20 protein-coding genes are annotated in these 21,497 nt (G+C 66.3%); 7 read left to right on the top strand and 13 right to left on the bottom strand.

Features of this window, described 5'->3' with window-relative positions:
* Positions 1 to 20: 20 nt before the first annotated feature.
* The gene (ctrA, locus tag BMZ21_RS21435) at positions 21 to 722 is read right to left on the bottom strand and encodes a response regulator transcription factor CtrA (protein ID WP_091839107.1); all 702 of its coding nucleotides are present in this window, start codon (positions 720 to 722) and stop codon (positions 21 to 23) included.
* A 392-nt stretch (positions 723 to 1,114) separates the two neighbouring features.
* On the opposite strand from ctrA, the gene fliI reads away from it, so the two are divergent.
* On the top strand, positions 1,115 to 2,407 hold the full coding sequence (gene fliI, locus BMZ21_RS21430; RefSeq protein ID WP_244543948.1) for a flagellar protein export ATPase FliI: 1,293 nt from the start codon (positions 1,115 to 1,117) through the stop codon (positions 2,405 to 2,407).
* A gap of 6 nt (positions 2,408 to 2,413) precedes the next feature.
* Here the strand turns inward: fliI and BMZ21_RS21425 are convergent, their stop codons facing one another.
* The gene (locus tag BMZ21_RS21425) at positions 2,414 to 2,992 is read right to left on the bottom strand and encodes a TlpA disulfide reductase family protein (RefSeq protein ID WP_091839099.1); all 579 of its coding nucleotides are present in this window, start codon (positions 2,990 to 2,992) and stop codon (positions 2,414 to 2,416) included.
* A 113-nt stretch (positions 2,993 to 3,105) separates the two neighbouring features.
* The gene (locus BMZ21_RS21420; protein WP_167561700.1) at positions 3,106 to 4,308 is read right to left on the bottom strand and encodes an MFS transporter; all 1,203 of its coding nucleotides are present in this window, start codon (positions 4,306 to 4,308) and stop codon (positions 3,106 to 3,108) included.
* Positions 4,309 to 4,544: 236 nt separating this feature from the next.
* Between BMZ21_RS21420 and fliJ the strand changes: the two genes are divergently transcribed.
* Complete coding sequence (gene fliJ, locus BMZ21_RS21415) at positions 4,545 to 4,949, top strand: flagellar export protein FliJ (protein WP_091839090.1); 405 nt, start codon at positions 4,545 to 4,547, stop codon at positions 4,947 to 4,949.
* An 11-nt stretch (positions 4,950 to 4,960) separates the two neighbouring features.
* On the opposite strand, the gene BMZ21_RS21410 is transcribed toward fliJ, so the two are convergent.
* The 4 genes from BMZ21_RS21410 to BMZ21_RS21395 form a co-directional block, all read right to left on the bottom strand.
* Entirely contained in the window at positions 4,961 to 5,611 is a 651-nt protein-coding gene (locus tag BMZ21_RS21410; RefSeq protein WP_244543947.1) for a GNAT family N-acetyltransferase, read from the bottom strand.
* Positions 5,612 to 5,632: 21 nt separating this feature from the next.
* Entirely contained in the window at positions 5,633 to 6,349 is a 717-nt protein-coding gene (locus BMZ21_RS21405; protein ID WP_143079753.1) for a TetR/AcrR family transcriptional regulator, read from the bottom strand.
* A gap of 243 nt (positions 6,350 to 6,592) precedes the next feature.
* Positions 6,593 to 6,808, bottom strand: a complete 216-nt coding sequence (locus tag BMZ21_RS21400) for a hypothetical protein (protein ID WP_091839083.1) — start codon at positions 6,806 to 6,808, stop codon at positions 6,593 to 6,595.
* A gap of 56 nt (positions 6,809 to 6,864) precedes the next feature.
* Positions 6,865 to 7,659 (bottom strand): NAD(P)H-dependent oxidoreductase, encoded by a 795-nt coding sequence (locus BMZ21_RS21395; RefSeq protein WP_091839079.1) that lies wholly within the window; start codon positions 7,657 to 7,659, stop codon positions 6,865 to 6,867.
* A gap of 92 nt (positions 7,660 to 7,751) precedes the next feature.
* Here BMZ21_RS21395 and BMZ21_RS21390 point away from each other — a divergent pair, with 92 nt between their 5' ends.
* Complete coding sequence (locus tag BMZ21_RS21390) at positions 7,752 to 8,672, top strand: LysR family transcriptional regulator (RefSeq protein ID WP_091839076.1); 921 nt, start codon at positions 7,752 to 7,754, stop codon at positions 8,670 to 8,672.
* Positions 8,673 to 8,679: 7 nt separating this feature from the next.
* Here BMZ21_RS21390 and gpmI read toward each other — a convergent pair whose 3' ends face one another.
* The gene (gene gpmI / locus BMZ21_RS21385) at positions 8,680 to 10,194 is read right to left on the bottom strand and encodes a 2,3-bisphosphoglycerate-independent phosphoglycerate mutase (RefSeq protein ID WP_091839072.1); all 1,515 of its coding nucleotides are present in this window, start codon (positions 10,192 to 10,194) and stop codon (positions 8,680 to 8,682) included.
* Positions 10,195 to 10,428: 234 nt separating this feature from the next.
* On the opposite strand from gpmI, the gene BMZ21_RS21380 reads away from it, so the two are divergent.
* Both BMZ21_RS21380 and BMZ21_RS21375 read left to right on the top strand, forming a co-directional pair.
* A complete protein-coding gene (locus tag BMZ21_RS21380; RefSeq protein ID WP_091839069.1) occupies positions 10,429 to 11,172 on the top strand; it encodes a haloacid dehalogenase type II in 744 nt (247 codons plus the stop codon).
* Between the two features lie 23 nt (positions 11,173 to 11,195).
* Entirely contained in the window at positions 11,196 to 11,882 is a 687-nt protein-coding gene (locus BMZ21_RS21375) for a glutathione S-transferase family protein (RefSeq protein ID WP_091839459.1), read from the top strand.
* Positions 11,883 to 12,005: 123 nt separating this feature from the next.
* Here BMZ21_RS21375 and BMZ21_RS21370 read toward each other — a convergent pair whose 3' ends face one another.
* On the bottom strand, positions 12,006 to 12,773 hold the full coding sequence (locus tag BMZ21_RS21370) for a glucose 1-dehydrogenase (RefSeq protein ID WP_091839065.1): 768 nt from the start codon (positions 12,771 to 12,773) through the stop codon (positions 12,006 to 12,008).
* A gap of 121 nt (positions 12,774 to 12,894) precedes the next feature.
* On the opposite strand from BMZ21_RS21370, the gene BMZ21_RS21365 reads away from it, so the two are divergent.
* Complete coding sequence (locus tag BMZ21_RS21365; RefSeq protein WP_091839062.1) at positions 12,895 to 13,929, top strand: L-idonate 5-dehydrogenase; 1,035 nt, start codon at positions 12,895 to 12,897, stop codon at positions 13,927 to 13,929.
* 116 nt (positions 13,930 to 14,045) lie between these two features.
* On the opposite strand, the gene BMZ21_RS21360 is transcribed toward BMZ21_RS21365, so the two are convergent.
* From BMZ21_RS21360 to BMZ21_RS21350, 3 genes are all read right to left on the bottom strand, one after another.
* The gene (locus BMZ21_RS21360; protein ID WP_244543941.1) at positions 14,046 to 15,821 is read right to left on the bottom strand and encodes a sensor domain-containing diguanylate cyclase; all 1,776 of its coding nucleotides are present in this window, start codon (positions 15,819 to 15,821) and stop codon (positions 14,046 to 14,048) included.
* Between the two features lie 245 nt (positions 15,822 to 16,066).
* Positions 16,067 to 17,740, bottom strand: coding sequence for a formate--tetrahydrofolate ligase (locus BMZ21_RS21355; RefSeq protein ID WP_091839059.1), 1,674 nt, complete (start codon positions 17,738 to 17,740; stop codon positions 16,067 to 16,069).
* Positions 17,741 to 17,894: 154 nt separating this feature from the next.
* Complete coding sequence (locus BMZ21_RS21350; protein WP_091839057.1) at positions 17,895 to 18,677, bottom strand: outer membrane protein; 783 nt, start codon at positions 18,675 to 18,677, stop codon at positions 17,895 to 17,897.
* A gap of 176 nt (positions 18,678 to 18,853) precedes the next feature.
* Here BMZ21_RS21350 and BMZ21_RS21345 point away from each other — a divergent pair, with 176 nt between their 5' ends.
* Entirely contained in the window at positions 18,854 to 19,453 is a 600-nt protein-coding gene (locus tag BMZ21_RS21345) for a dioxygenase family protein (RefSeq protein ID WP_244543940.1), read from the top strand.
* Between the two features lie 3 nt (positions 19,454 to 19,456).
* Here BMZ21_RS21345 and BMZ21_RS21340 read toward each other — a convergent pair whose 3' ends face one another.
* Positions 19,457 to 21,442 (bottom strand): hypothetical protein, encoded by a 1,986-nt coding sequence (locus BMZ21_RS21340; RefSeq protein WP_244543939.1) that lies wholly within the window; start codon positions 21,440 to 21,442, stop codon positions 19,457 to 19,459.
* Positions 21,443 to 21,497: the final 55 nt, after the last annotated feature.

The raw sequence follows: 21,497 nt of genomic DNA, 5'->3' as shown, positions 1-21,497 counted from the left end.
TGACGCCGTGATGACTGGCATCAGGCCGGAATGCGCTCTTCCACTTCGCTGGGCTCGCGCAGCACATAGCCGCGGCCCCAGACCGTCTCGATATAGTTCTTGCCGTCGGAGGCGTTGGCGAGCTTTTTGCGCAGCTTGCAGATGAAGACGTCGATGATCTTCAGCTCGGGCTCGTCCATGCCGCCATACAGATGGTTCAGGAACATTTCCTTGGTCAGCGTCGTGCCCTTGCGCAGCGAGAGCAGCTCCAGCATCTGGTATTCCTTGCCGGTCAGATGCACGCGCTGGGCATCGACCTCGACGGTCTTGGTGTCGAGGTTGACGACGAGGTCGCCGGTCGTGATCACCGACTGGGCATGGCCCTTCGAGCGGCGCACGATGGCATGGATACGCGCGACGAGCTCGTCCTTGTGGAACGGCTTGGTCAGGTAGTCGTCGGCGCCGAAGCCGAGGCCCTTCACCTTGTCCTCGATGCCGGCGAGGCCGGAGAGGATCAGGATCGGCGTCTTGACCTTGGCGACGCGCAGACTGCGCAGCACCTCGTAGCCCGACATGTCCGGCAGGTTCAGGTCGAGCAGGATGATGTCGTAATCGTAGAGCTTGCCGAGATCGACACCCTCTTCGCCCAGATCGGTCGTGTAGACGTTGAAGCTCTCGGACTTCAGCATCAGCTCGATGCTTTGAGCGGTCGCGCTATCGTCTTCGATCAGCAGAACCCGCATGTCACGTCCCCAATTTCGCCCCGAGGCCAGCGATTCCGTTCATTCCCCCAGAACCCTCGTGGCCCTGGAGACGAACGCTTGCCCGATGAAACGCCACGCGACACGCTACGGGGAAATGGTTAACAAACCCTGATTCCCGGGCGCAAGCGCTTCTTGGCAGAAGGTTGACGATCCTTGTCGAGGTGAGTCGAATTTGACACGGATCGTTCGAGCTTCGGCCGCGAAAGCACCTTTCGCGTAAGCTCGCGTCGAGGAAAACAGGCGTTAATGGCCCGGCTCTCCGACGCGGCTTCGAAACGTAGTGTTAATCACTCGGGTAAACGAAAGGTTTACGGCAGCGAATCATGAACGGCGCACGACCAGGCCAGGACCGGTTATCCACACTCGCCACCATGATCGGCGAACTCGATGCGACGTCCGTCTATGGCCGCGTCACCGCCGTGCGTGGCCTGCTCGTCGAGGTCTCCGGCCCGATCGCGGCGATGAGTCTGGGCGGCCGGGTCGGCATCGAGATCGCGCCCGGCGTGCGCGTCCCCTGCGAGGTCATCGGCTTTTCCGGAGAGAAGGCACTGGTCATGCCTTTTGGCGGCCTCGACGGCGTCCGCCGCGGCTGCCCTGCCTATGTCGACCGCACCGTCGCCGGCCTGCGCCCCACAACGGCCTGGCTCGGCCGCGTCGTCGATGCGCTGGGCCGGCCGGTCGATGGCGGCCCGCCGCTGCCGCAAGGCGAGCACACCATTCCCTTCCGCAACGACCCGCCTCCGGCCCATTCTCGCCGGCGCGTCGGCCCGCCGCTCGACCTCGGCGTGCGCGCCCTCAACACCTTCCTGACCTGCTGCCTCGGCCAGCGCATGGGCATTTTCGCCGGCTCCGGTGTCGGAAAATCGGTGCTTTTGTCGATGCTGGCGCGTTATGCGCGTGCCGACGTCAACATCATCGGCCTGGTCGGCGAGCGCGGCCGCGAGGTCCAGGAGTTCCTGCAGGACGATCTCGGGCCGGACGGGCTTGCCCGTTCGATCGTCGTCGTCGCGACCTCGGACGAGCCGGCGCTGATGCGCAAGCAGGCGGCGCTGACCACGCTAACCCTCGCCGAATTCTTCCGCGACCAGGGCCTGCAGGTGATGTGCCTGATGGATTCGGTCACCCGCTTCGCCATGGCGATGCGCGAGATCGGCCTCGCCGCCGGCGAGCCACCTACGACCAAAGGCTATACTCCGACCGTCTTCGCCGAACTGCCGCGCCTGCTCGAACGCGCCGGCCCCGGCACCGGCAACGGCGCGATCACCGGCCTCTTCACCGTGCTGGTCGACGGCGGCGACCATGACGAGCCCGTCGCCGACGCGGTGCGCGGCATCCTCGACGGCCATATCGTCATGGAGCGTTCCATCGCCGAGCGCGGCCGCTATCCGGCGGTCAACATCCTGAAATCGGTGTCGCGCACCATGCCGCGCTCCTGCGACCCGCTCTATTATCCGGTCGTGCAGAAGGCCCGCGCCACGCTCGCGACCTATGCCGACATGGAAGAACTGATTCGGCTCGGTGCCTATCGCCAGGGCGCTTCCGCCGAGGTCGACGAGGCAATTCGGCTCAATCCCGAGCTCGAAGCCTTCCTGAAACAGGCCAAGGACGAAGCAACCCCGCTGGGCGACGGCTATGCCCGGCTCGCCCGAATCATGGGGATGTGAGCGGCTCTACAGCGTCCCGACATGGTCGAGCAGCGCCAGTGCCGCGGGAGAAGCCCAGTCCGCGTCGCCGAGCATGTAGCCGCGCACGCCGCCGCGCCGATCCGTGACATAGATCACCGGCAATCCTTCGGCGTTCGACAGCAGCTGCCCCGTCCCCGGTGCCGCGACGACCTTGCCGCCGCGATCGTAGAAGACGGGCAGGCGCCTGACGCCGAGGCGCTTGAGGTACTCCGCGACATGGGCCAAATCCCGCTCGTCGGTGCTGATCGAGACGATCTCGACGCCTCGGGCCCGGAAATCGGCGAGTTGCCGTTCAAAGCGCGGCAAGGTGATTCGACAGACCGGGCACCACGTCGCCCAGAGATAGATCAGGTTGACCTTGCCCGGCACCGGCCTGGCGGTTGCGGGCTTGCCGTCGAGCCCCTGCAAGGAGAGCGGCGTCATGATCTCGACCGGGTCGAGCTCGATGAACTGGTAGCGCGCGGTGCGGAACTGCGGCAGCTGCGCCTGCCCCAGGACCGGCGCCGCAAGCAGTCCGAGCGAGGCCTGCAGGGCGAAGCGGCGGGTCAAGGAACAAGACGGCATCTGATCTTGAGTTCGCTTTCATCGGGACGGCGGCGTGATAGATCGGCCCAGGCCGCGCCCCTATGCACGATCGCGCCAGTGACACAGCCGACCTTGTCGTTTCCAAGACGGGCTTAGGCGCGCAGCCGCCGCACCAGCACGATCATGGCAAGCAAGGCGAAGCTCTGGATCGTCGCCGACACCATCAGCGTGCCGGACGCGCCCAGCCGCTCGACCAAGAACGCGAAGAGCAACGGCGCCGCGGCGAAGGTCAGGTTCTGCGGCACGGTCAGGCGGCCGAGCATCGCGCCGAAGCCGTTGCGGCCGAACAACGCCAGCGGCAGGGTCGCACGCGCGACCGCGATCACGCCCATCGCGGCGTTGAAGAGCACGACGAAGGTGATCGCGAATGCGCTGGAGCCGGGCGCGACCGCCATTAACAGGCAGGCTGCCGGTCCGAGCGCCAATCCCACCAGAGCCACCCGCTCGACCGGGAGACGTTCGCCCGCAATCGCATCGACCGATCGCGCCACCAGGGTCGCCGGACCGCTCAGCGAGGCAATGGCGACGGCGCTCGCCCCCGCGATGCCCGCGCCCTGCATCAACCCGATGATGTGCAACGGCAGCCCCCAGGAGACCAAACCGCTCGCCGAGAAGCTCAGTGCCAGCAGCCAGAAGATCGGCTGCCTCTGAGCGGGCGGGACCCTGCCCTGCTCCTCGGCCGGCACCGCCGACGGGCCGGGGTCGGCCAACGGTTTGGCGCGATAGGCCGGGATCGCCAGATGGATCGGCAGCACGATCACGAGTTGGATCGCGGCGAACACGAGAAGGCAGGCCCGCCAGCCATAATCGGCGCTGAGCCAGGCGGCCAGCGGCCAGAACACGCTGGAGGCGAGCCCTGTCACCAGCATCATCAGCCCGATCACCCGGCGGGTGCGCTCGCCCATCAATTGCGCCACCGTGACGTTGCCGGTGTTGGCGAGTTGCATTGCATGGCCGACGCCGATCACGAGCCAGGTCGCAAGATAGCTGATCGGCCCCTGCGCCAGAGCCAGCAGCGCCAGGCCCATGGCGGAGATCACCGCTCCCAGCGCCATCGCCAGGCGTGTCCCGCGCCGGTCGAGATGGCGCCCGAGCATCGGCGAGATCACCGCCCCGATCACCAGGAGGATGGTGATACCACCAAAGACGATTGTCGGGCCGAGGCCGATATCGCGTTCGAGATAGGCCGCCAGAACCGAGGGCGAATAATAGATCGAGCCCCAGCCGATGATCCGCGTCAGGGCGAGGCCGGCGAGCAGCAGGCTGTATTCGGGGAGGCGGCGCGAGGCGGGCAAGGACGTTTCCGGCGCGCCGGCATGCGCGCCCCTTGTTTTGATTCGCCGCAGATTAGCGCGCGCCGCGCTCCCCTGGCAGAGCACGGCACGCACCCTTCGCATGCATCGAAAGCGAACGATCCTGGTAAGGAACGATCAACCTCCTTGCCCCATTGTACTTTTCGTCTCGCGGAGTGTTCCGGCGGCGAGCCGAGGGGTCGGCGCACTGCCATGCGTAATCAGGAGTTCGGCACGACATGAAGTCGCGAGAGACCCTTTTGCGTCTCAAACGCTTCCAGGTGGACGAGAAGCGCCGCCGGGTAAGCCAGATTGAGATGATGATCGCGGAATTCAACCGTATGGCTGGAGATCTCGACCGCGAGATCCAGAATGAAGAGACGCGGGCCGGCATTTCCGATCCGGCCCATTTCGCCTATCCGACCTATGCCAAGGCGGCGCTCGGCCGTCGCGACAACCTGCGCCAATCCGCCGACAATCTGCAGGGCCAACTCGACGAGGCCAAGGGCGAGTTGCAGGAAGCCTTCGAGGACATGAAGAAGGTCGAAATCCTCGATGACCGCGAGCGCGCCTCCGAGCGTGCCGCCGAGGCCGCCCGCGACCAGGCGATGATGGACTCGATCGGCCTGCGCACGCGGGCCTGAGGGCCCGCTCTCTATTCGATCACCGGGCAATGCGGGACGGCGCTGCGTGGCATCGCACCGCCGAGGCGCGGATCGTCGACGACCTCGACCCCGCGCTTGAACGCCGAGAAGCCTGAACGCTGGTAGAATTCGACTGCGCCCTGATGATCGAGCGTGCAAGTGTGCACCCAGAAGCGGCCGATAGGCCTTGCCCAGGCGCGCTCCAGCGCCCGGTTCATCAGCCAGCGCCCGGCTCCCTTGCCGACGACGCTCTCGTCGAGGCCGAAGAAGGCAAGCTCGCCCTCGCCTTCCACCCGGAAATCGAGCTCTAGCAGACCGACATCGCGCCCGCCGAACCGGACCGCGAAGAACTCGACCAGCGGATCGGCCAGTATCGCTTGCAACTCGGCCATCGGCTTCACCAGCCGGCTGAACCACATCCAGCGCTCGCCGAGCAGGCGATAGACGGCCAGATAGCGCGCCACGTCATCGCGCCCGATCGCCTCGAGCGAGAAGCCCTCGACGCCCGGCGGATCGGTTCGCCGTTCCGGCGCCGACAACATCTCGAGCGAGGTCACGATCGCGGCGATCTTGCCGGCGGGCAGGTCGGCGGTGCCGTTCAGGCTGATGGCGAAGGTCTCGGACATGGGCTCGGGCGCGGCTTCCTGCATCGGCGGCCGCATCGACACGGCGGCGCTCTTCTGCTACCGCTTGGCGCCAATTCCGTCGAGCAGGGTCGTGATGGCCAGCGCCGCGACCTGGTCGCTGCTGGCGCCGCTGGCGCGCATCCATTCCGGCACGCGGTTCAGCCCGCCGAGGAAATATGGCACCAGCAGGTGCAGATCCTGCCCATTCGCGGCTTCTCCGCTGGCGACGGCGCCGGCAAAGAGATCGTGCCAGAGCTGGGCGTATTTCTCACGCATCTTGCGGCTGCGCCGCTTGATGATCGGCGGCAGGTGCTCGTAGACGTGCATGTAGGTCGAGTCCTTGCCGACCAGGCTCGAAACATGCACCCCGACCGCTGCGGCCAGCCGGTCTGCGAACGAAGCCTCTTTTGGCAGGCCGCGCATCGTCTCGGCCAGGCGAGCATAGAGCGTCTCGATGCCCTGGTTGAGGATCTCTTCGACGATCTCGTCCTTCGACCTGAAATGGTAGTAGAGACTGCCGGCCTTCATATCGACCAGCGCCGCCACCGCCCGCATCGTGCAGGCGTCATAGCCCTCGCGCACGATGATTTCAGCCGCCGCGTCGAGGATCTCGTCCCGTATCGTCCTTTGCTTCGTCGTCGCTGAACCGGCCGCCACTGGCCTTCCCGCATCGCGCGCTTTCATCCTGGATCCGCCCGTCCCCAGCATTGGCGACGACCCGCCGCCTTTTCGGGTCGAACATGCGTCCATTCGGAAGCGCATGATTGCCGTCACTACTTTCCCTTGCGCCGAGGATCAAGGTGACAACCTTTCCGTTCAAGCTGAAATTCCAGAGTCATCGCGTAAATTTTAAACCGAACGATAGTTTGATTTGCCTTTCCGCGAGAATTTCCGAACGGCTTTTCAACGCCGAACCCATCGCTGCGCGATAGTGCTCAGTGGAACGACCTGGGCATGACAATTGGCAGCGCGGGACAACGCCGGCTTGTATGGCTACCTAGCCATGGGCTCGACGCGTCAGCCCTTGCCGGCGACCTCGTCTCGCTGGTGCTTGCCAGCCGCCAGGCCATCTGGGTCGTCCGGCTCGTAAGGGGCATGCGGCCCTGTCGGATGGGCGGAGCGGGGATTGGGGCCCGCCCGCCGCTGCTCAGGCGCCCCGGACTGGCCGGGGCGCGGCGCGGTCACGAAGGCGGCAGGGGCATCGGTCAGGCGATTCTCGCGCTTGTTCGGCATGAGGCGATCCTCTCGGGAGGAGAACCGTCTCACGCCTGATGAGTTCCACCGCGCGATCAGACCGTCGGCGTGGCATCGACATGCAGTGCAAAGCCGCGCGCCTCCGGCTCGCCCAGCTCGGGCCGCAAGGTCATTGCCGGGATCAGGTAGTCGCCGAAATTCTGGCGGCGATAGCGGATCGGCACCGTCGTCGCCAATGTCCGCATGCGCTCGCGCAGCTGCTCGGCCTCACGCTCGAAATCCGCGTCCTTGAACCGGTCCACCCGGTAGACGACGTGCGGCGGCAGCACCTCATAGCCGGGATAGTAGAGGATGCCGTGATTGATCGGGAACAGCAGGTCCTCGATCGGCCCGTTGATGCCGCGCGGCGAGTAGTGCTCCTCCCAGCCGCCGACGGTGACCAGCAGCATGGCGCGCTTGCCAGCCAGCGTGCCCTCGCCGAAGCGATCGCCCCAGCGCTTGTCGCTGTGCTCGCCGACGCCATAGGCGAAGCCGTAAGCGAAGACCCGGTCGACCCAGCCCTTGAGGATCGCCGGCATCGTGTACCACCACAGCGGGAACTGCAGGATGAGCGTGTCGGCCCAGAGCAGCTTCTCGATCTCGGCCTTGACGTCGGCGGTCAGCGTCCCCTCGGCGAAAGCCTGCTTCGAGGCGGCGCCGGCGGCGAAGCGCTCGCCCTCCGGCCAGCTCGGGAAATCGGCGCGGTCGACTTCCGACTTCCAGCCGTCGGCATAGAGATCGCTGACGCGGACCTCATGGCCCTGGGCCTCCAGTTCGGCAACGGCGACATCGCGCAGCGCGCCATTGAGCGAGCGGCGTTCGGGATGGGCGAAAACAAGAAGGACCTTCATAGCAAAGCCTTTCCAAGAGGATGAGGCTTTCCAGCTAGGCGCTCTTCCGTTTCTGCACTACAAAGGTGAAATGAATATGATCATGCCGATTAATGGATAAATCGGATATCACCCTGGCGCGCATGCGCAGCTTCGTCCGCGTCGCCGAGCGCGGCAGCCTGTCGGCAGTGGCGCGCGAGCTCGGTCTCGGCCAATCCTCGGTGACGCGGCATCTCAACGAACTGGAGGACGCGCTCGGTATCGCCTTGCTCAGCCGCACGACACGGCGGGTGACGCTGACCGAGGAAGGCAGCCGCTACTATCAGAACTGCCTCGCCATCCTGCGCCTGGTCGAGCAGGCGAGCGACGAGGCACGCAGCACCCGCGACGCCCCGGCCGGTACGGTCCGCCTGTCCTGCACCGCCTCCTTCGGCGTCCTGCATCTCACGCGACTGATCTTCGCCTTCCAGGACCGGCACGCTCAGATCGATATCGATCTCAGCCTCAGCGACGAGCGCATCGACCTCGTCCGCGAGGGCATCGACATCGCCATCCGCCTCGGTCCGCTCGCCGACAGCACGCTGAAGCTGCGGCCTCTGGGCCGATCGCACCGGCTGTTCGTCGCCGCGCCGCATTATCTGGCACGGCATGGCATCCCGACCTCGGCCGACGACCTTGCCAAGCATCAGGGCATCCGCATGACGAACGTCGCCGGCAGCGCCGTTCTCGCCTTCGCGGGCAACGCCGGAGAGCATTACAACGTGCCCTTCGACGGGCGGTTGCGGGTCGATCATGGCCTGGCCGTGCGCCAAGCCCTCCTCGCCGGCCGCGGCATCGCCCCCACCCATCGCTGGCTGGTCGACGACCTGCTGGCGTCCGGCCAGCTCGAGCCGATCCTGACCGGCTACACCCTGCCGAGCGTGCCGCTCAGCATGCTGATCGTTCCGGAACGAGCAGCCGTGGCCCGCGTGCGCCTGCTGATCGATTTCCTCGCGGCGGAGATCGCCACCCTGCCCGGCATGGCGCCGACCTGAGGCCTGCTCAGCGCAGGAGCGACTGGCCGGTCATCTCGGCCGGCTGCTCCAGCCCAAGCAGCGCGAGCAGCGTCGGCGAGACATCGGCGAGGCGGCCCTCGGCCAGTCCCTTCGCCTGCCCGCCGATCAGCATCACCGGCACCGGAAAGGTGGTGTGGGCGGTGTGCGGATTGCCGGTGACGGGATCGACCATCAATTCGGCATTGCCGTGATCGGCCGTGACCAGCAGCGCTCCACCCTTGGCAAGGATCGCGTCGGCGATCTGGCCGAGGCTGGCATCGATCGTCTCGACCGCCTTGATCGCCGCCGAGAGCACGCCGGTATGGCCGACCATGTCGGGATTGGCGAAGTTGAGCACGAAGAGGTCGTACTGCTCGCTCTCGATCGCGGCGACGACCTTCCCGGTCAGCTCCGGCGCCGACATCTCCGGCTGGAGATCATAGGTCGCGACCTTCGGCGAGGGCGTCATGCTGCGCTCCTCGCCCTCGAACGGTTCCTCGCGCCCGCCATTGAAGAAATAGGTGACGTGCGGGTACTTCTCGGTCTCGGCGAAGCGGATCTGCCTGAGGCCCGCTTTCGACACGGTCTCGCCGAGGCCGTTGGCGAGGCTCTGCGGCGCGAACAGCGCCGGTATGATCGGATGGAGCTCGGAGCTGTAGGAGGTCATCCCGACCGCGCCGACGAGCTTGGGCATGCGCGGGCGCGGGAAGCCGTTGAATTCGGCGAAGAGCAGCGGCGCCAGGATCTCGCGGATGCGGTCCGCGCGGAAATTGAAGCTGAGCAGGCCGTCGCCATCGGCCATGCCGCTATAGCCGCCGATCACTGCAGGCTTGATGAACTCGTCGTTGACATTGGCGGCATACGCCGCCTCGATCGCCGAGCCGGCAGTCGGCATCCGCTCGCCCTCGCCGAGCGCAAGCGCTTTCCAGGCGAGCTCGACGCGCTCCCAGCGATTGTCGCGGTCCATCGCGTAATAGCGGCCGGACAGCGTCGCGACCTTGACCTGAGAGGGCAGCGCCGCCTCGAGCGCCGCGACATACTCGGCCGCCGAGCGCGGCGGGGTATCGCGTCCGTCGGTGAAAACGTGGACCACCGCCGGCACGCCGGCAGCGACCACGAGCTTCGCCAGCGCCACGGCATGGTCCTGATGGGCGTGGACGCCGCCCGGCGAGACCAGGCCGAGGATATGGCAGGTGCCGCCGCTGGCCTTCAGGCGCCCGATCACCCCGCTCTCGTCGAGCGCCTGTTTCAGCGTGCCGTCTGCGACCGCCTGGTTGATCCGCGGCAGGTCCTGCATCACGACGCGGCCGGCGCCCAAGTTCAGGTGGCCGACCTCCGAATTGCCCATCTGGCCCTCGGGCAGGCCGACATCGAGGCCGGAGGTGCGCAGGAAGGCGTGCGGCGAGGAGGCCCAGAACCGGTTGAAATTCGGGGTTCTCGCCAGCAGGACAGCGTTGTTGTCCTTGTCGTCGCGCCAGCCCCAGCCATCGAGGATCATCAGCATGACGGGGCGGCTGGACATGCGCGTATATCCTGTGCGTCTGCGAACAAGTGCTTGTGCGGATATCACGCTCCGCGCGGCCAAGGCGAGCGCTAAGAATAGCGCAGCGGTTCCTCAAAGCCCTCATCCTGAGGAGCCGCAAAGCGGCGTCTCGAAGGATGTTTCAGCAGGCTCATGAGGCAACTGGAACATCCTTCGAGACGTGCCTTCGGCACTCCTCAGGATGAGGGCTGAGTTTGAGAAGGGAAGATTGCCATGCCGATCAAGGCCGTCGTCTTCGATGCCTATGGAACCCTGTTCGACGTCCAGTCGGTCGCGGGCATCACCGAGGATGCCTTTCCGGGCCATGGCGAGACCATCACACAGATCTGGCGGCTGAAGCAGCTCGAATACACCTGGCTGCGTGCGCTGATGGGCCATTACGAGGACTTCTGGAGCGTGACGCAGGCCTCGCTCGACTTCACGCTGAAGACACTCGGTCTCGAAGCCACTCCCGATCTTCTCGCCCGCATCGCCGCGGCCTATGACGCGCTGGCGCTCTATCCCGAAGCGCTGGCGGCGCTGCAGGGGCTCGCCCCGACGCGCCTGGCCATCTTCTCCAACGGCAGCCCGGCCATGCTGACCAACCTCACCCGCCAGGCCGGCATCGACACGTTGCTGGAGACCGTGATCAGCGTCGACGAGATCAGGACCTATAAGCCCGATCCGCGCGGCTATCGCCTGGTCGAGGAGCGGCTCGGGCTGACCCGCGACGAGATCCTGTTCGTCTCGTCCAACGGCTTCGACATCGCCGGCGCCAAGGCCTACGGCATGACGGTGGCGCGCATCGAGCGTGTAACCTTGCAGGCCCTGCGCGACGAACTCTCAGGCGCAGCGGTGATCGGGCCCAAGAGCCTGTTCAAGGCGCTGCGCATGCAGGAGGAGCAGCTCGGCGCAGGCGCCGATCTCACCATTTCCGCCCTGACCGAACTCATTCCTTACGTCGCGGCGCGCCGCTGAGCCTTCCACCCAGGAGACCAATGATGATCCGCTTCTACTACCACCCCTCGCCGAACCCGGCGAAAATTGCGCTCTTCCTGGAGGAAGCCGGCCTGCCCTATGAGATGGTGCCGGTCGACACCCGCAAGGGCGACCAGTTCAAGCCCGACTTCCTCGCGATCAACCCGAACGGCAAGACCCCGGCCCTGACCGACGGCGACGTCAAAATCTTCGACAGCAACGCCATCCTGCTCTACCTCGCTGAAAAGACCGGCCAGTTCCTGCCGCCGGACACAGCCGAAATGCGCGGCCAGATGCTGTCCTGGCTGATGTTCGTCGCCACCGGCATCGGCCCCTATACCGGCCAGACCGTGCACTTCTCGCGCTTCGCGCCGGAGAAGGTGCCCTATGCGATCAACCGCTATGCCCGCGAGGCCGAACGGCACTGGGGTATCCTCGACGACCAGCTCGGCAAGCACCGCTATATGCTCGGCGACGACTACACCCTAATCGACATGGCGGTCTGGGGCTGGGCGACACGGGCGCAGTTCGCTCTCGGCGACGAGGCCTTCGGCAAGCTATCGAATGTTCGGCGCCATCTCGACGAAATCTCGGCCCGGCCGGCGGCGCAGCGGGCCGTCGCGCTCAAGGACAAGTTCGCCTGGAAGACTGAGGTCGACGAGGAGGCGCGGAAGATCCTTTTCCCGCAGAATGCGTTTCTGAAGAGCTGAGCGCGCTCGTCATTCTCGGGCGAAGCGAAGCGCAGACCCGAGAACCTCCTGACGAGAAGGCGCCAGCCAGCGCCTCCTCCGGCCTGAGATGCTCGGGTCAAGCCCGAGCATGACGGCTGGCACTCACACCACCGCGGTCAAACCGCCATCGACCATCAGCAGATGGCCGCTGACATAGTCGGAGGCTTCCGAGGACAGGAAGATCGCCGCCCCCGCCAGCTCCTTGGTCTCGCCCCAGCGGCCGACCGGGGCGCGGCTCTTGACCCAGTTCGAGAAGGTCTCGTCGGCGAGCAGGGCCTGGTTCAGCTCGGTGACGAAATAGCCGGGCCCGATCGCATTGACCTGGATGTTGTGCTTGCCGAGCTCGGCGGCGAGCCCCTGCGTCATCAGGGCGACCGCGCCCTTCGACGCCGTGTAGGGCACGATGCTCGGCCGGCCGAGCTTGCTCATCACCGAGCCGATATTGACGATCTTGCCGCGGTTGCGCGGCGCCATGCGCTTGGCCACCGCCTGGGTGACGTAGAACACCGAATGCAGGTTCGTCGCCATCAGGAAATGCCAGTCCTCGGCCGGGAACTCGACGAAGGCACCGCGCCGCTGTGTGCCGGCATTGTTGACCAGGATGTCGATCGGCCCGACCTCGGCCTCGATCTTCGCCACACCTGCCTCGACCGCCTTCTGGTCGGTGACGTCGAACGCGGCGACGGAGGCCTTGTGGCCGGCGGCGGCGATGGCGCTGCGAGCCTTCTCGAGCTTCCCGGCATCGCGCCCGTTCAGCACGACATGGGCGCCGGCAGCGGCGAGGCCCTCGGCGATGGCGAGGCCGATGCCCTGGCCGGAGCCGGTAACCAGCGCGATGCGCCCGTCGAGCTTGAACAGATTGAGCGACATCCTATCCTCCCGGCCTCGGCCTGACTTGTTGCTTGTGAGTGCTTCAACGGTTGGGTAAGCGCTTTAAAACGATTAGACAATGCCGCAGCCGCATGGCTGTCGCCTTATCAGGAGTTCTGCCATGCGCGCCGTCGTGATCCATGCCGAGAAGGATTTGCGGGTCGAGGATGCGGTCGTGCCGGAGCTCGGCCCGCTCGGCGTCAAGGTGGCGATCAAGGCTGGCGGCATCTGCGGCTCCGACCTGCACTATTACCTCCATGGCGGCTTCGGCACGATCCGGGTGCGCGAGCCGCTGATCCTCGGTCACGAGATTGCCGGCATCGTCGAAGCGGTCGGCAGCGAGGTCAGCCGGGTGAAGCCGGGCGACCTCGTCGCGGTCAATCCGAGCCGGGCCTGCGGCCGCTGCCGCTATTGCCAGGCCGGCCAGCAGCAGCATTGCCTCGACATGCTGTTCTATGGCAGCGCAATGCGCTTCCCCCATGTCCAGGGTGGTTTCCGCGAGATCCTGGTGATCGAAGAGCGCCAGGCGGTGAAGCTGCCGGCCCATGTCGGTGCAGCGCAGGCGGCCTTCGCCGAACCCCTCGCTGTCTGCCTGCATGCGGTCAAGCGCGCTGGCGCGCTGCTCGGCAAGCGTGTCCTGGTCACCGGCTCCGGGCCGATCGGCGTGCTGACCGTGGTCGCCGCGCGCGCCGCCGGCGCGTCCGAAATCGTCGTCACCGACGTGGTCGACGGCCCGCTGCCGACTGCCCTCAAGATGGGCGCGACGACCGCGATCAACGTCATGGCGGAGCCGGAGCGCCTCAAGGCCGATTATGGCGCTGAGAAAGGCGCCTTCGACGTGATGTTCGAATGCTCGGGCAACCAGCATGCGCTGACCGGCGCCTTCGACGCGCTGCGGCCCGGCGCGGTCATCGTCCAGATCGGCGTCGGCGGCAGTTTCACCATTCCGATGAACGTCGTCGTCGCCAAGGAATTCGACCTGCGCGGCTCCTTCCGCTTCCATGAGGAGTTCGACTGGGCGGTCGAATTGATCGCGTCCAGCCGCATCGATCTCTCGCCGCTGCTCACCGCCTCGATCCCGATCGAGCGCGCTGTCGAGGCCTTCGACCTCGCAGCCGATAAGTCGAAGGCGATGAAGGTGCAGCTAGCCTTCTGAGGAACCGCGTCATGCTCGGGCTTGACCCGAGCATCTCAGGCCGGAGGAGGCTCCGGTCAGCACCTTCTCGTCATGAGATTCTCGGGTCTGCGCTTCGCTCCGCCCGAGAATGACGCCTACCCAACCTGCCGCAACATCGCACCCGTCTCGTCGATCGCGACGCCGTCGCGGCCGCCATGCTTGACCCGGTAGAGCCCGGCATCGGCGCGCGCGGCGGCATCGGTCAGGCTGTCCTCAGGCAGCGCCATGGCCGCCCCCAGGCTCGCTGTCATCGGCACGGCCCGGCCGTCGCTGAGCATGATCGGCGCCTCGCGCAACAGCGCCGCGACCTTGTTCGCGACCGTCGCCAGCGACTGCGCCGAGCAGTCGCTGATCAGCAGGATGAACTCGTCGCCGCCCCAGCGCGCGCAGGCATCGTAGCTGCGCAGGGCCGGGAGCATCCGGCGCACGCAGGCGACCAGCACCTCGTCCCCGGCGCGATGGCCATAATCGTCGTTGACCAGCTTGAAGCGGTCGAGATCGACGATGATCAGGCCACAGGCCGTGCCGTTGCGCTGCGCCCGGTTCTGCTCGCGCGCAAACACCTCCTCGAAGCCGCGACGGTTCAGGACCGACGTCAGCGGGTCGTGCTGCGCCAGCTCTTCGAGCTTCTGCGTACGCTCGCGCACCATTGCCTCGAGCCGCCCGGTATTGTCGCCGACGGCCTGGGCCATCTCGTTGAATGCGCGCGACAGCCGGGCGATCTCGTCATTGCCGTCCTCTTTCGCCACGGCCGTGAAATCGCCGGAGCGCACCCTGGTGACGCCCTGCTCGACCCATGCCAGCCGGTCGAGCACCTTGCGCTTGAACAGGAAGGTCATCAGCCCGGCCACGGCGATGAGGATCGCCACCATCAGCCCGGCGAGCGGCGCGAACAGCTTGCGGTCGATGATGGCGTCGACATCCATCACCGTGACGTTGAACCAGCCGAGCCGGTCGAGGAAGCCGACGCCGACCAGCACCTCGTGCCCGTCCATCTGCATGAAGCGTGACAGGACCAGCGCTTCGCCCTTGGCGACACGCTGCATCATCCCGGCGAGAGCCTTGCGGTCGCCCTCCTCGTCGAGCAGGCGGAAGATCGTCTTCTTCGCCGTGGCGTCCTTGGTCAGGCTGTGGAAGTCGACGACGCGCGGATCGCGATGCGCCTGCACCGCCCCTTGCAGGTCGACGAACATGCTCTGCACGCCGGTCTGCGGGAACTCGACGACCTCCTTGATGAACTGCGTGAGGTCGACGCCGGTGCCGATCAGGCCGAGCACCTTGCCGTCCTTCTGGATGATGCAGTTGATCCAGACCTTGGTGACGGAGAGCACCTCGTCGCGATTGACGTTGAGATGGCAGCCTTTGCCGAGCGCCCGCGTCTTGAAGTACCAAGCATCCTGCGGAGCACTCGGCGAGACGGTATAGCGCAGCCGGTTGTGCTCGTAAGCATTGTCCTTGTCGTTGAAATAGTAGTGGCCGCTCTTGTCGACGACCGCGAAGTAGCTGCGGTCGGTGAAGGAGAGCCGGTAGTGCTCGAGCTCGGCAAGGCCGCGCTTGGCCTTCTCCGGATCGGTCTCGTCCTGCGCCCAGTCAACGATGACAGGCGCGCGCGCCACCGTCTCGGCCAGCGAGACCTCGCGCATCAGTGCTTCCAGCCCGCGATAGCGATCGAACAGGATCTGCTTCTCGGCGAAGAGCGTGCCGAGCTTCACCACCGTGCCGTTGACCATCCAGAGGAAGATGCCGGACGCAGGCACGGCGATCGCGACGAGTGTCGCCAGGACGAGCACGAGCACACGCGCCTTCAGGCCCGAATTGGTCCAGGCTTTCAGCAAACCCATCTCGTCGGCATCTCCCGCGCCTTCCGACATGCTCGGAATCGCTCGGGACGCATGGTGGCCGCGATATGGTTTACGCTTCGTTGACGAATGTGGCGGGCTGGGCCGTCTTTCCCGTCATGGTCGGGCTTGTCCCGACCATCCACGTCTTCGTCCTTCGAGAGCGGCGTTCAAGACGTGGATGCTCGCCGCAAGGGCGAGCATGACGAGCTGGAATAGCGTCGCGGTCATGGGTCCAGGCTCGCTGCTGCGCAGCGCCCCGGAACGACGACGAAGCGCTAGAACAGCCCCTCGATCTGGCCGTGCGCGTCGATGTAGATGCGCTCCGCCGCCGGCTGGCGCGGCAGGCCGGGCATGGTCATGATGTCCCCGCAGATCGCGACGACGAAGCCGGCGCCGGCCGAGAGCCTGAGCTCGCGCACGGGCACGGTGTGGCCCGACGGCGCCCCGCGCAGGGTCGGGTCGGCCGAGAAGGAATACTGCGTCTTCGCCACGCAGACCGGCAGGTTGCCGTAGCCGGCCGCCTCGAGCTCGGCGAAGCGGGCGGTCACCTTGGCATCCGCCGAGATGCCCGCCGCGCCATAGACCTCGCGCGCGATCGTCTCGAGTTTCTGGCGCAGCGGCATCGCATCGGGATAGAGCGGCGCGAAATCGGCCTCGCCGCTCTGTGTCAGCGCCGCGACCTTTGTCGCGAGCTCTTCGGTACCGGCCCCGCCCTCGGCCCAATGCCGGCAGATCACTGCCTCGACGCCGAGATGGTTGCGGCAGAAGTTCTGGATCAGCGCATGCTCTGCGGCTGTATCGCTGGTGAAGTTGTTGATCGCGACGATCGCCGGCACGCCGAACTTCCTGACGTTCTCGACATGGCGGGCGAGGTTGGAAAGCCCGGCCTCCAGCGCCTTGAGGTTCTCCGTGCCGAGCATGTCGCGGGCGACGCCGCCATGCATCTTCAGCGCCCGCACAGTCGCGACCACCACCGCGACATCGGGCTTCAGCCCGGCCTTGCGGCACTTGATGTCGAAGAACTTCTCGGCTCCGAGATCGGCGCCGAAGCCGGCCTCGGTCACGACATAGTCGGCGAGCTTCAGCGCGGCGCGCGTCGCGATCACCGAATTGCAGCCGTGGGCGATGTTGGCGAAGGGCCCGCCATGGACGAAGGCGGGCGTGCCTTCCAGCGTCTGCACCAGGTTCGGCATCAGCGCATCGCGCAGCAGCACGGTCATCGCGCCCTGGGCGTTGAGCTCGGCCGCCGTGACCGGGCGCTTGCTGCGGGTGCGGCCGATGACGATGCGCCCAAGCCGCTCTTCGAGATCGGCGAGATCGCGGGCAAGGCAGAAGATCGCCATCACCTCGGACGCGACGGTGATGTCGAAGCCGTCCTCGCGCGGGAAACCGTTGGTCGCCCCGCCGAGGGAGGAGACGATCGATCGCAGCGCCCGGTCGTTCATGTCGACCACGCGCCGCCAGGCGATGTGGCGTTCATCGAGATCGAGCCCGTTGCCCCAGTAGACATGGTTGTCGAGCATCGCCGCCAGCAGGTTGTGGGCGCTGGTGATGGCGTGGAAATCGCCGGTGAAGTGCAGGTTGATCTGCTCCATCGGCACGACCTGGGCATAGCCGCCGCCGGCGGCCCCGCCCTTCTGGCCGAAGCAGGGGCCGAGCGAGGGCTCGCGCAACGCGATCATGGTGCGTTTGCCGAGGCGCTTCAGCCCGTCGCCGAGCCCGACGGTCGTCGTCGTCTTGCCCTCGCCGGCAGGCGTCGGGCTGATCGCGGTGACGAGGATGAGCTTGCCGTCCGGCTTCTCGGCAAAGCCCGGAATCGCGCCGGTATCGACCTTCGCGATGGACTTGCCATAGGGGTGCAGCGCCGCATCGGGGATGCCTGCCGCCTCGGCGATCGCGCCAATGGGCTGAAGCGTCGCCGCGCGGGCGATCTCGATATCGGTAGACATGCCGTCCCTCAGCGCTAGGTCTAGGGACGCCTTCGCCGGTCGATTCCCTCGCGCGCAACTATTGCCGAAGAATCATGGTCTGCGCCAGCCGGCGCTGGCCATGAAAACGGGCTCTCGCACGCGGCGAAAGCCCGCTTCCGGGATCAACTCGGCCTCAGAAGGTGCTGAAGCGATAGTTCAGGCCGGCGCGCACGATATGGCCGGTATTCTCGAAACGCGAGACATAGGAACCGCCGGCAGGGCCGACCGGCTGCAGGTTGACCGGCACCTTGCGCTTGCCGAGATCGTAGTAGAGGTACTCGGCCTTGACCGAGAGATTGTTGGTGAAGGCGTATTCGAGGCCGCCACCGACCGTCCAGCCGATTTCGACATTGTCGCGGCTGCCGACGTAGTCGACCTGGCCCGGTACCGCGGCGCTGAAGAAGGTCGCGCTGTTCTTGACGTCGCCATAGGCAAGACCGCCAGTGGCGAAGACGAGCAGGCGATCGAAAGCATAGCCGGCGCGCAGGCGCACCGTGCCGAAATACTCCATCTCCTGCCGGAAACTGGAAGTCGCATTGGTGGTGCCGATGAAGCTCTCGCGCTTCTTCAGGTCGGTGTAGGAGAAATCGGCTTCGGCGCCGAGCACGATCTGCCCGATCTGGTAGTTGTAGCCGACCTGGGCGCCGCCGATGAAGCCGGTATCGCTCACCGACAGGCTCGGCGGACGACGCGAGAAAGCGACGTTGGCGATGGTGTTCGCCGCTGTGCCTTCGGTCTGGATGTTGTTGTCGGTGAAGACCGCGCCGGCATGGACACCGACATAGAAGCCGGTCCAGGTGAAGATCGGCGCGATCGGCGCCAGGACCGGCCCCTTGCGCGAGGGCAGATCGGCAGCGAATGCCGCGCCTGACAAGCCCGCAATGGCGAGCGATGCGAGAAGTCCAGTCCTGATCATGTGAAGCTCCGGTCGTCGCCACGTGGCAGATCATGCTACGCAGCCATCAACCCCCCGGATGCAGCATGCTTGAAATTGAGCAAGCAAGGGTGAAATCGGCCGTCACGGGTTCGTGTACAAGACTGATTTTGCCGGAAAGGTGCAGATGGGACACAGTCTTCCTGGAGGATCGTGTCGTGAGCCAGCAGTCGCCAGATCGTCGCAACGTCATCAGCCTGCTGTCCGCTGCCGGTCTGGCTGCACTGTCCCAGCCGGAGCACGCTCTCGCCCAGGAAGCCGAACGACCGCTGACACCGGCTTGCGAGGGCCGCGCCACGGCGACCCCACGGCAGACGGAAGGCCCCTATTTCACCCCGTCCTCGCCCCAGCGCGCCGATCTACGCAGCGACGGCGACGGCACGCTGCTGGTACTGAGCGGCTTCGTGCTGACCCGGCAATGCCGGCCGATCCCCGGCGCCCTGCTCGATTTCTGGCATGCCGATCCATCCGGGCAGTACGACAACCGCGGCTTCCGCTTCCGCGGCCATCTCTTCGCCGACCAGCAGGGTCGCTACCAGTTCATCACGCGCACGCCCGGGCTCTATACCGGTCGCACCCGCCATCTCCATGTAAAGGTGCGAGGCGGCGCGCAGAGCCCGGTGCTCACCACCCAGCTTTATTTCCCGGACGATCCCGGCAACCGCCGCGACGGCCTGTTCGACCAGAAACTTCTGATGACTCTTCGACCGGCTGAAGGCGGCCAGCTCGGGCGCTTCGACTTCGTGCTGGCCGCCTGAGCGCTACAGCCGCGCCTGCGGATCGGGATGGCCGTCGATCCGCATCTGGAACAGGAAATAGGTCGGCGAGCAGAAGCCGTAATCCTTGACCGTCGTGGTCGCGCCCGGCACGTCGTCCGGAATCGCCTGGCACATATAATCCTCGCGGCAGAAGCTGGTGGCGCTGCAGGTGCCGCGATTGCCGCGCGTCACTGCCTTCGACAGGCAGTCGTCGAAGCGGTTGGTCGCGACGCAATCGTCAAACGCCTTGCCGCCGGCGAGCCCGCAGATCTCGTCGGGCACCTTGCCATTGGCGAAGCCGGCGAAGGTCCGGTCGGCCGGCGTGCACTGGCGATAGGCCATCCCGGCGGGAACGCCGATCTTGGCCGGCCGGCAGGTGAAGGCGGTCTGCGAAAAGCCTGAGGCGAAGGCGCCGAACTGGCCGGTCTTGCGGTAGCGGTCGAGATAGGGCTTGCCGATAGCGGTGGTGATCGCGCCAGTCAGGCAGGGCTGGCCGGAGAAATTGCGGGCTTCGTCGAGCCTGACGCACTGGCCGAGCTCGATCCCGACCGCCTTGCTCTCGACCAGCGGCTTGCAGACCGAGCCGGCAGCGCAACCCCAACCCTCGCCGAAGGCTTTGGCGCTCTCACCGGTCAGACAGGGCATGGTCAGCGCAGCCGGCTTGTAGGTAAAGGGCCGCTCCGCTTGCCAATTCGCCGGTGGCGCGAAGGAAGGCTGGCGATAGCGGTCCGGCTCTGTCCCGGCGGCAACGGCGGCGACATAGGCCGTGCGGCGAAAGCCTTCCGCATAGACATGCGGGGATATGCCGGTCTTGATCCGGTTCAGCGCCGAGGTCGAACCGTCGTCGAGCCCGAACATGTGGAAGCCGGCGGTGGCGCCGGCTTGGTGGCAGCCCATGCAGGAGCCGTTGTCGAGCCGCTCCAGCAGCGCCTTCTCGTTGCGCACCAGCCGGGTGGCGCCAAACTCGAGCCCGGTCAGTGCGCCCGCCGGCACGGCCTCGGTGAAAGGGTGATTGGCGAGCCGGGCACTGCCGAAGGTCGAGTAGGAGATCGCCTTCGTCGCCAGGAAGCGCTCCGGCAGCTGGTAGACGCCCCGGTCGATCGCCGGGAGATTGGTCCTGACATAGTCGATCAGCTCCTGCCGGAGCGCGGCATCGCTCTTCAGCTTCGCGACGTCAGGCGTGTTCTCCAGCGGCTTGGGCTTGAGCGACAAGCCGCCCTCCCCTTTCGACGCCGCGAAGACCCGCTGCAGATAGGCCGCCTGTCCGCCGAACTCGGTCTCCATCCCGGAGGGGAAGCGCACGATCTGGGCGTTGAGCTCGATCTGCTTGAGGCTGATCCGCTGCGGCGAGAGCGGCCCGCTGGCGAGCTGCCGCGCCAGCATGGCCGGATCGCCGCCTGGCGCGATCGACCAGGCTTGCGCCGCCTCGCGGCAGGAGCCGCCCTCGCCCGCCTTGACGCTGAAGACGGCGTTGAGCGTGAACGGCAGGCGCGAGGCCAGCCGGCGCTTCAGCTTCGCATCGTCGAAGGCATAGGCCAGCCGGTAAATCAGGCGCAGCTCGCCGCAACCGGTTTCGCCGAGCAGCGCCGCGAAGTCCTGCCGGTCGAGCCGGTTGACGATCGCCGTCAGCTGGAAACGCGCGATCGGCGAGCGCAGCCAGCGCAGGTCGATCACCCGGCCGACATTGCCGTCGGTGACCTCATAGAGCCTGCGCCCATTGGCCAGCATCTCGGCGCGCAGCGCCGTGACGTCCTCGTAGACCTGGCCGGCAATCGTCCGAAAGGCCGAACTGTCGCGGGCGAGATCAGACGTACTGGCGGCCCGGCCACTGCCAAGCACATCGGACAGCGCATAGCCGGTGGCTTCCAGGCGCCGCAGCGTGGGGACATCCTGGACATCGAGCAACGGCTCGGCGGCGCCAGCGGCTGCGCTCGCGGCAACACAGGCCAGCATCGCCAGACCCAGCCAGCGCCGACCAGCCCACTGCATGGCGTCCGTCTCCGGTCGATTCGCGCCACCTCGCGCAAGGGAAGGATAATCTTGC

It is taken from the genome of Allobosea lupini, from assembly GCF_900109525.1.
In the GTDB taxonomy this organism is placed as follows: domain Bacteria; phylum Pseudomonadota; class Alphaproteobacteria; order Rhizobiales; family Beijerinckiaceae; genus Allobosea; species Allobosea lupini.
The sequence above is the reverse complement of the archived record's forward strand: the minus strand, read 5'-3'. Positions and strand labels throughout refer to the sequence as shown.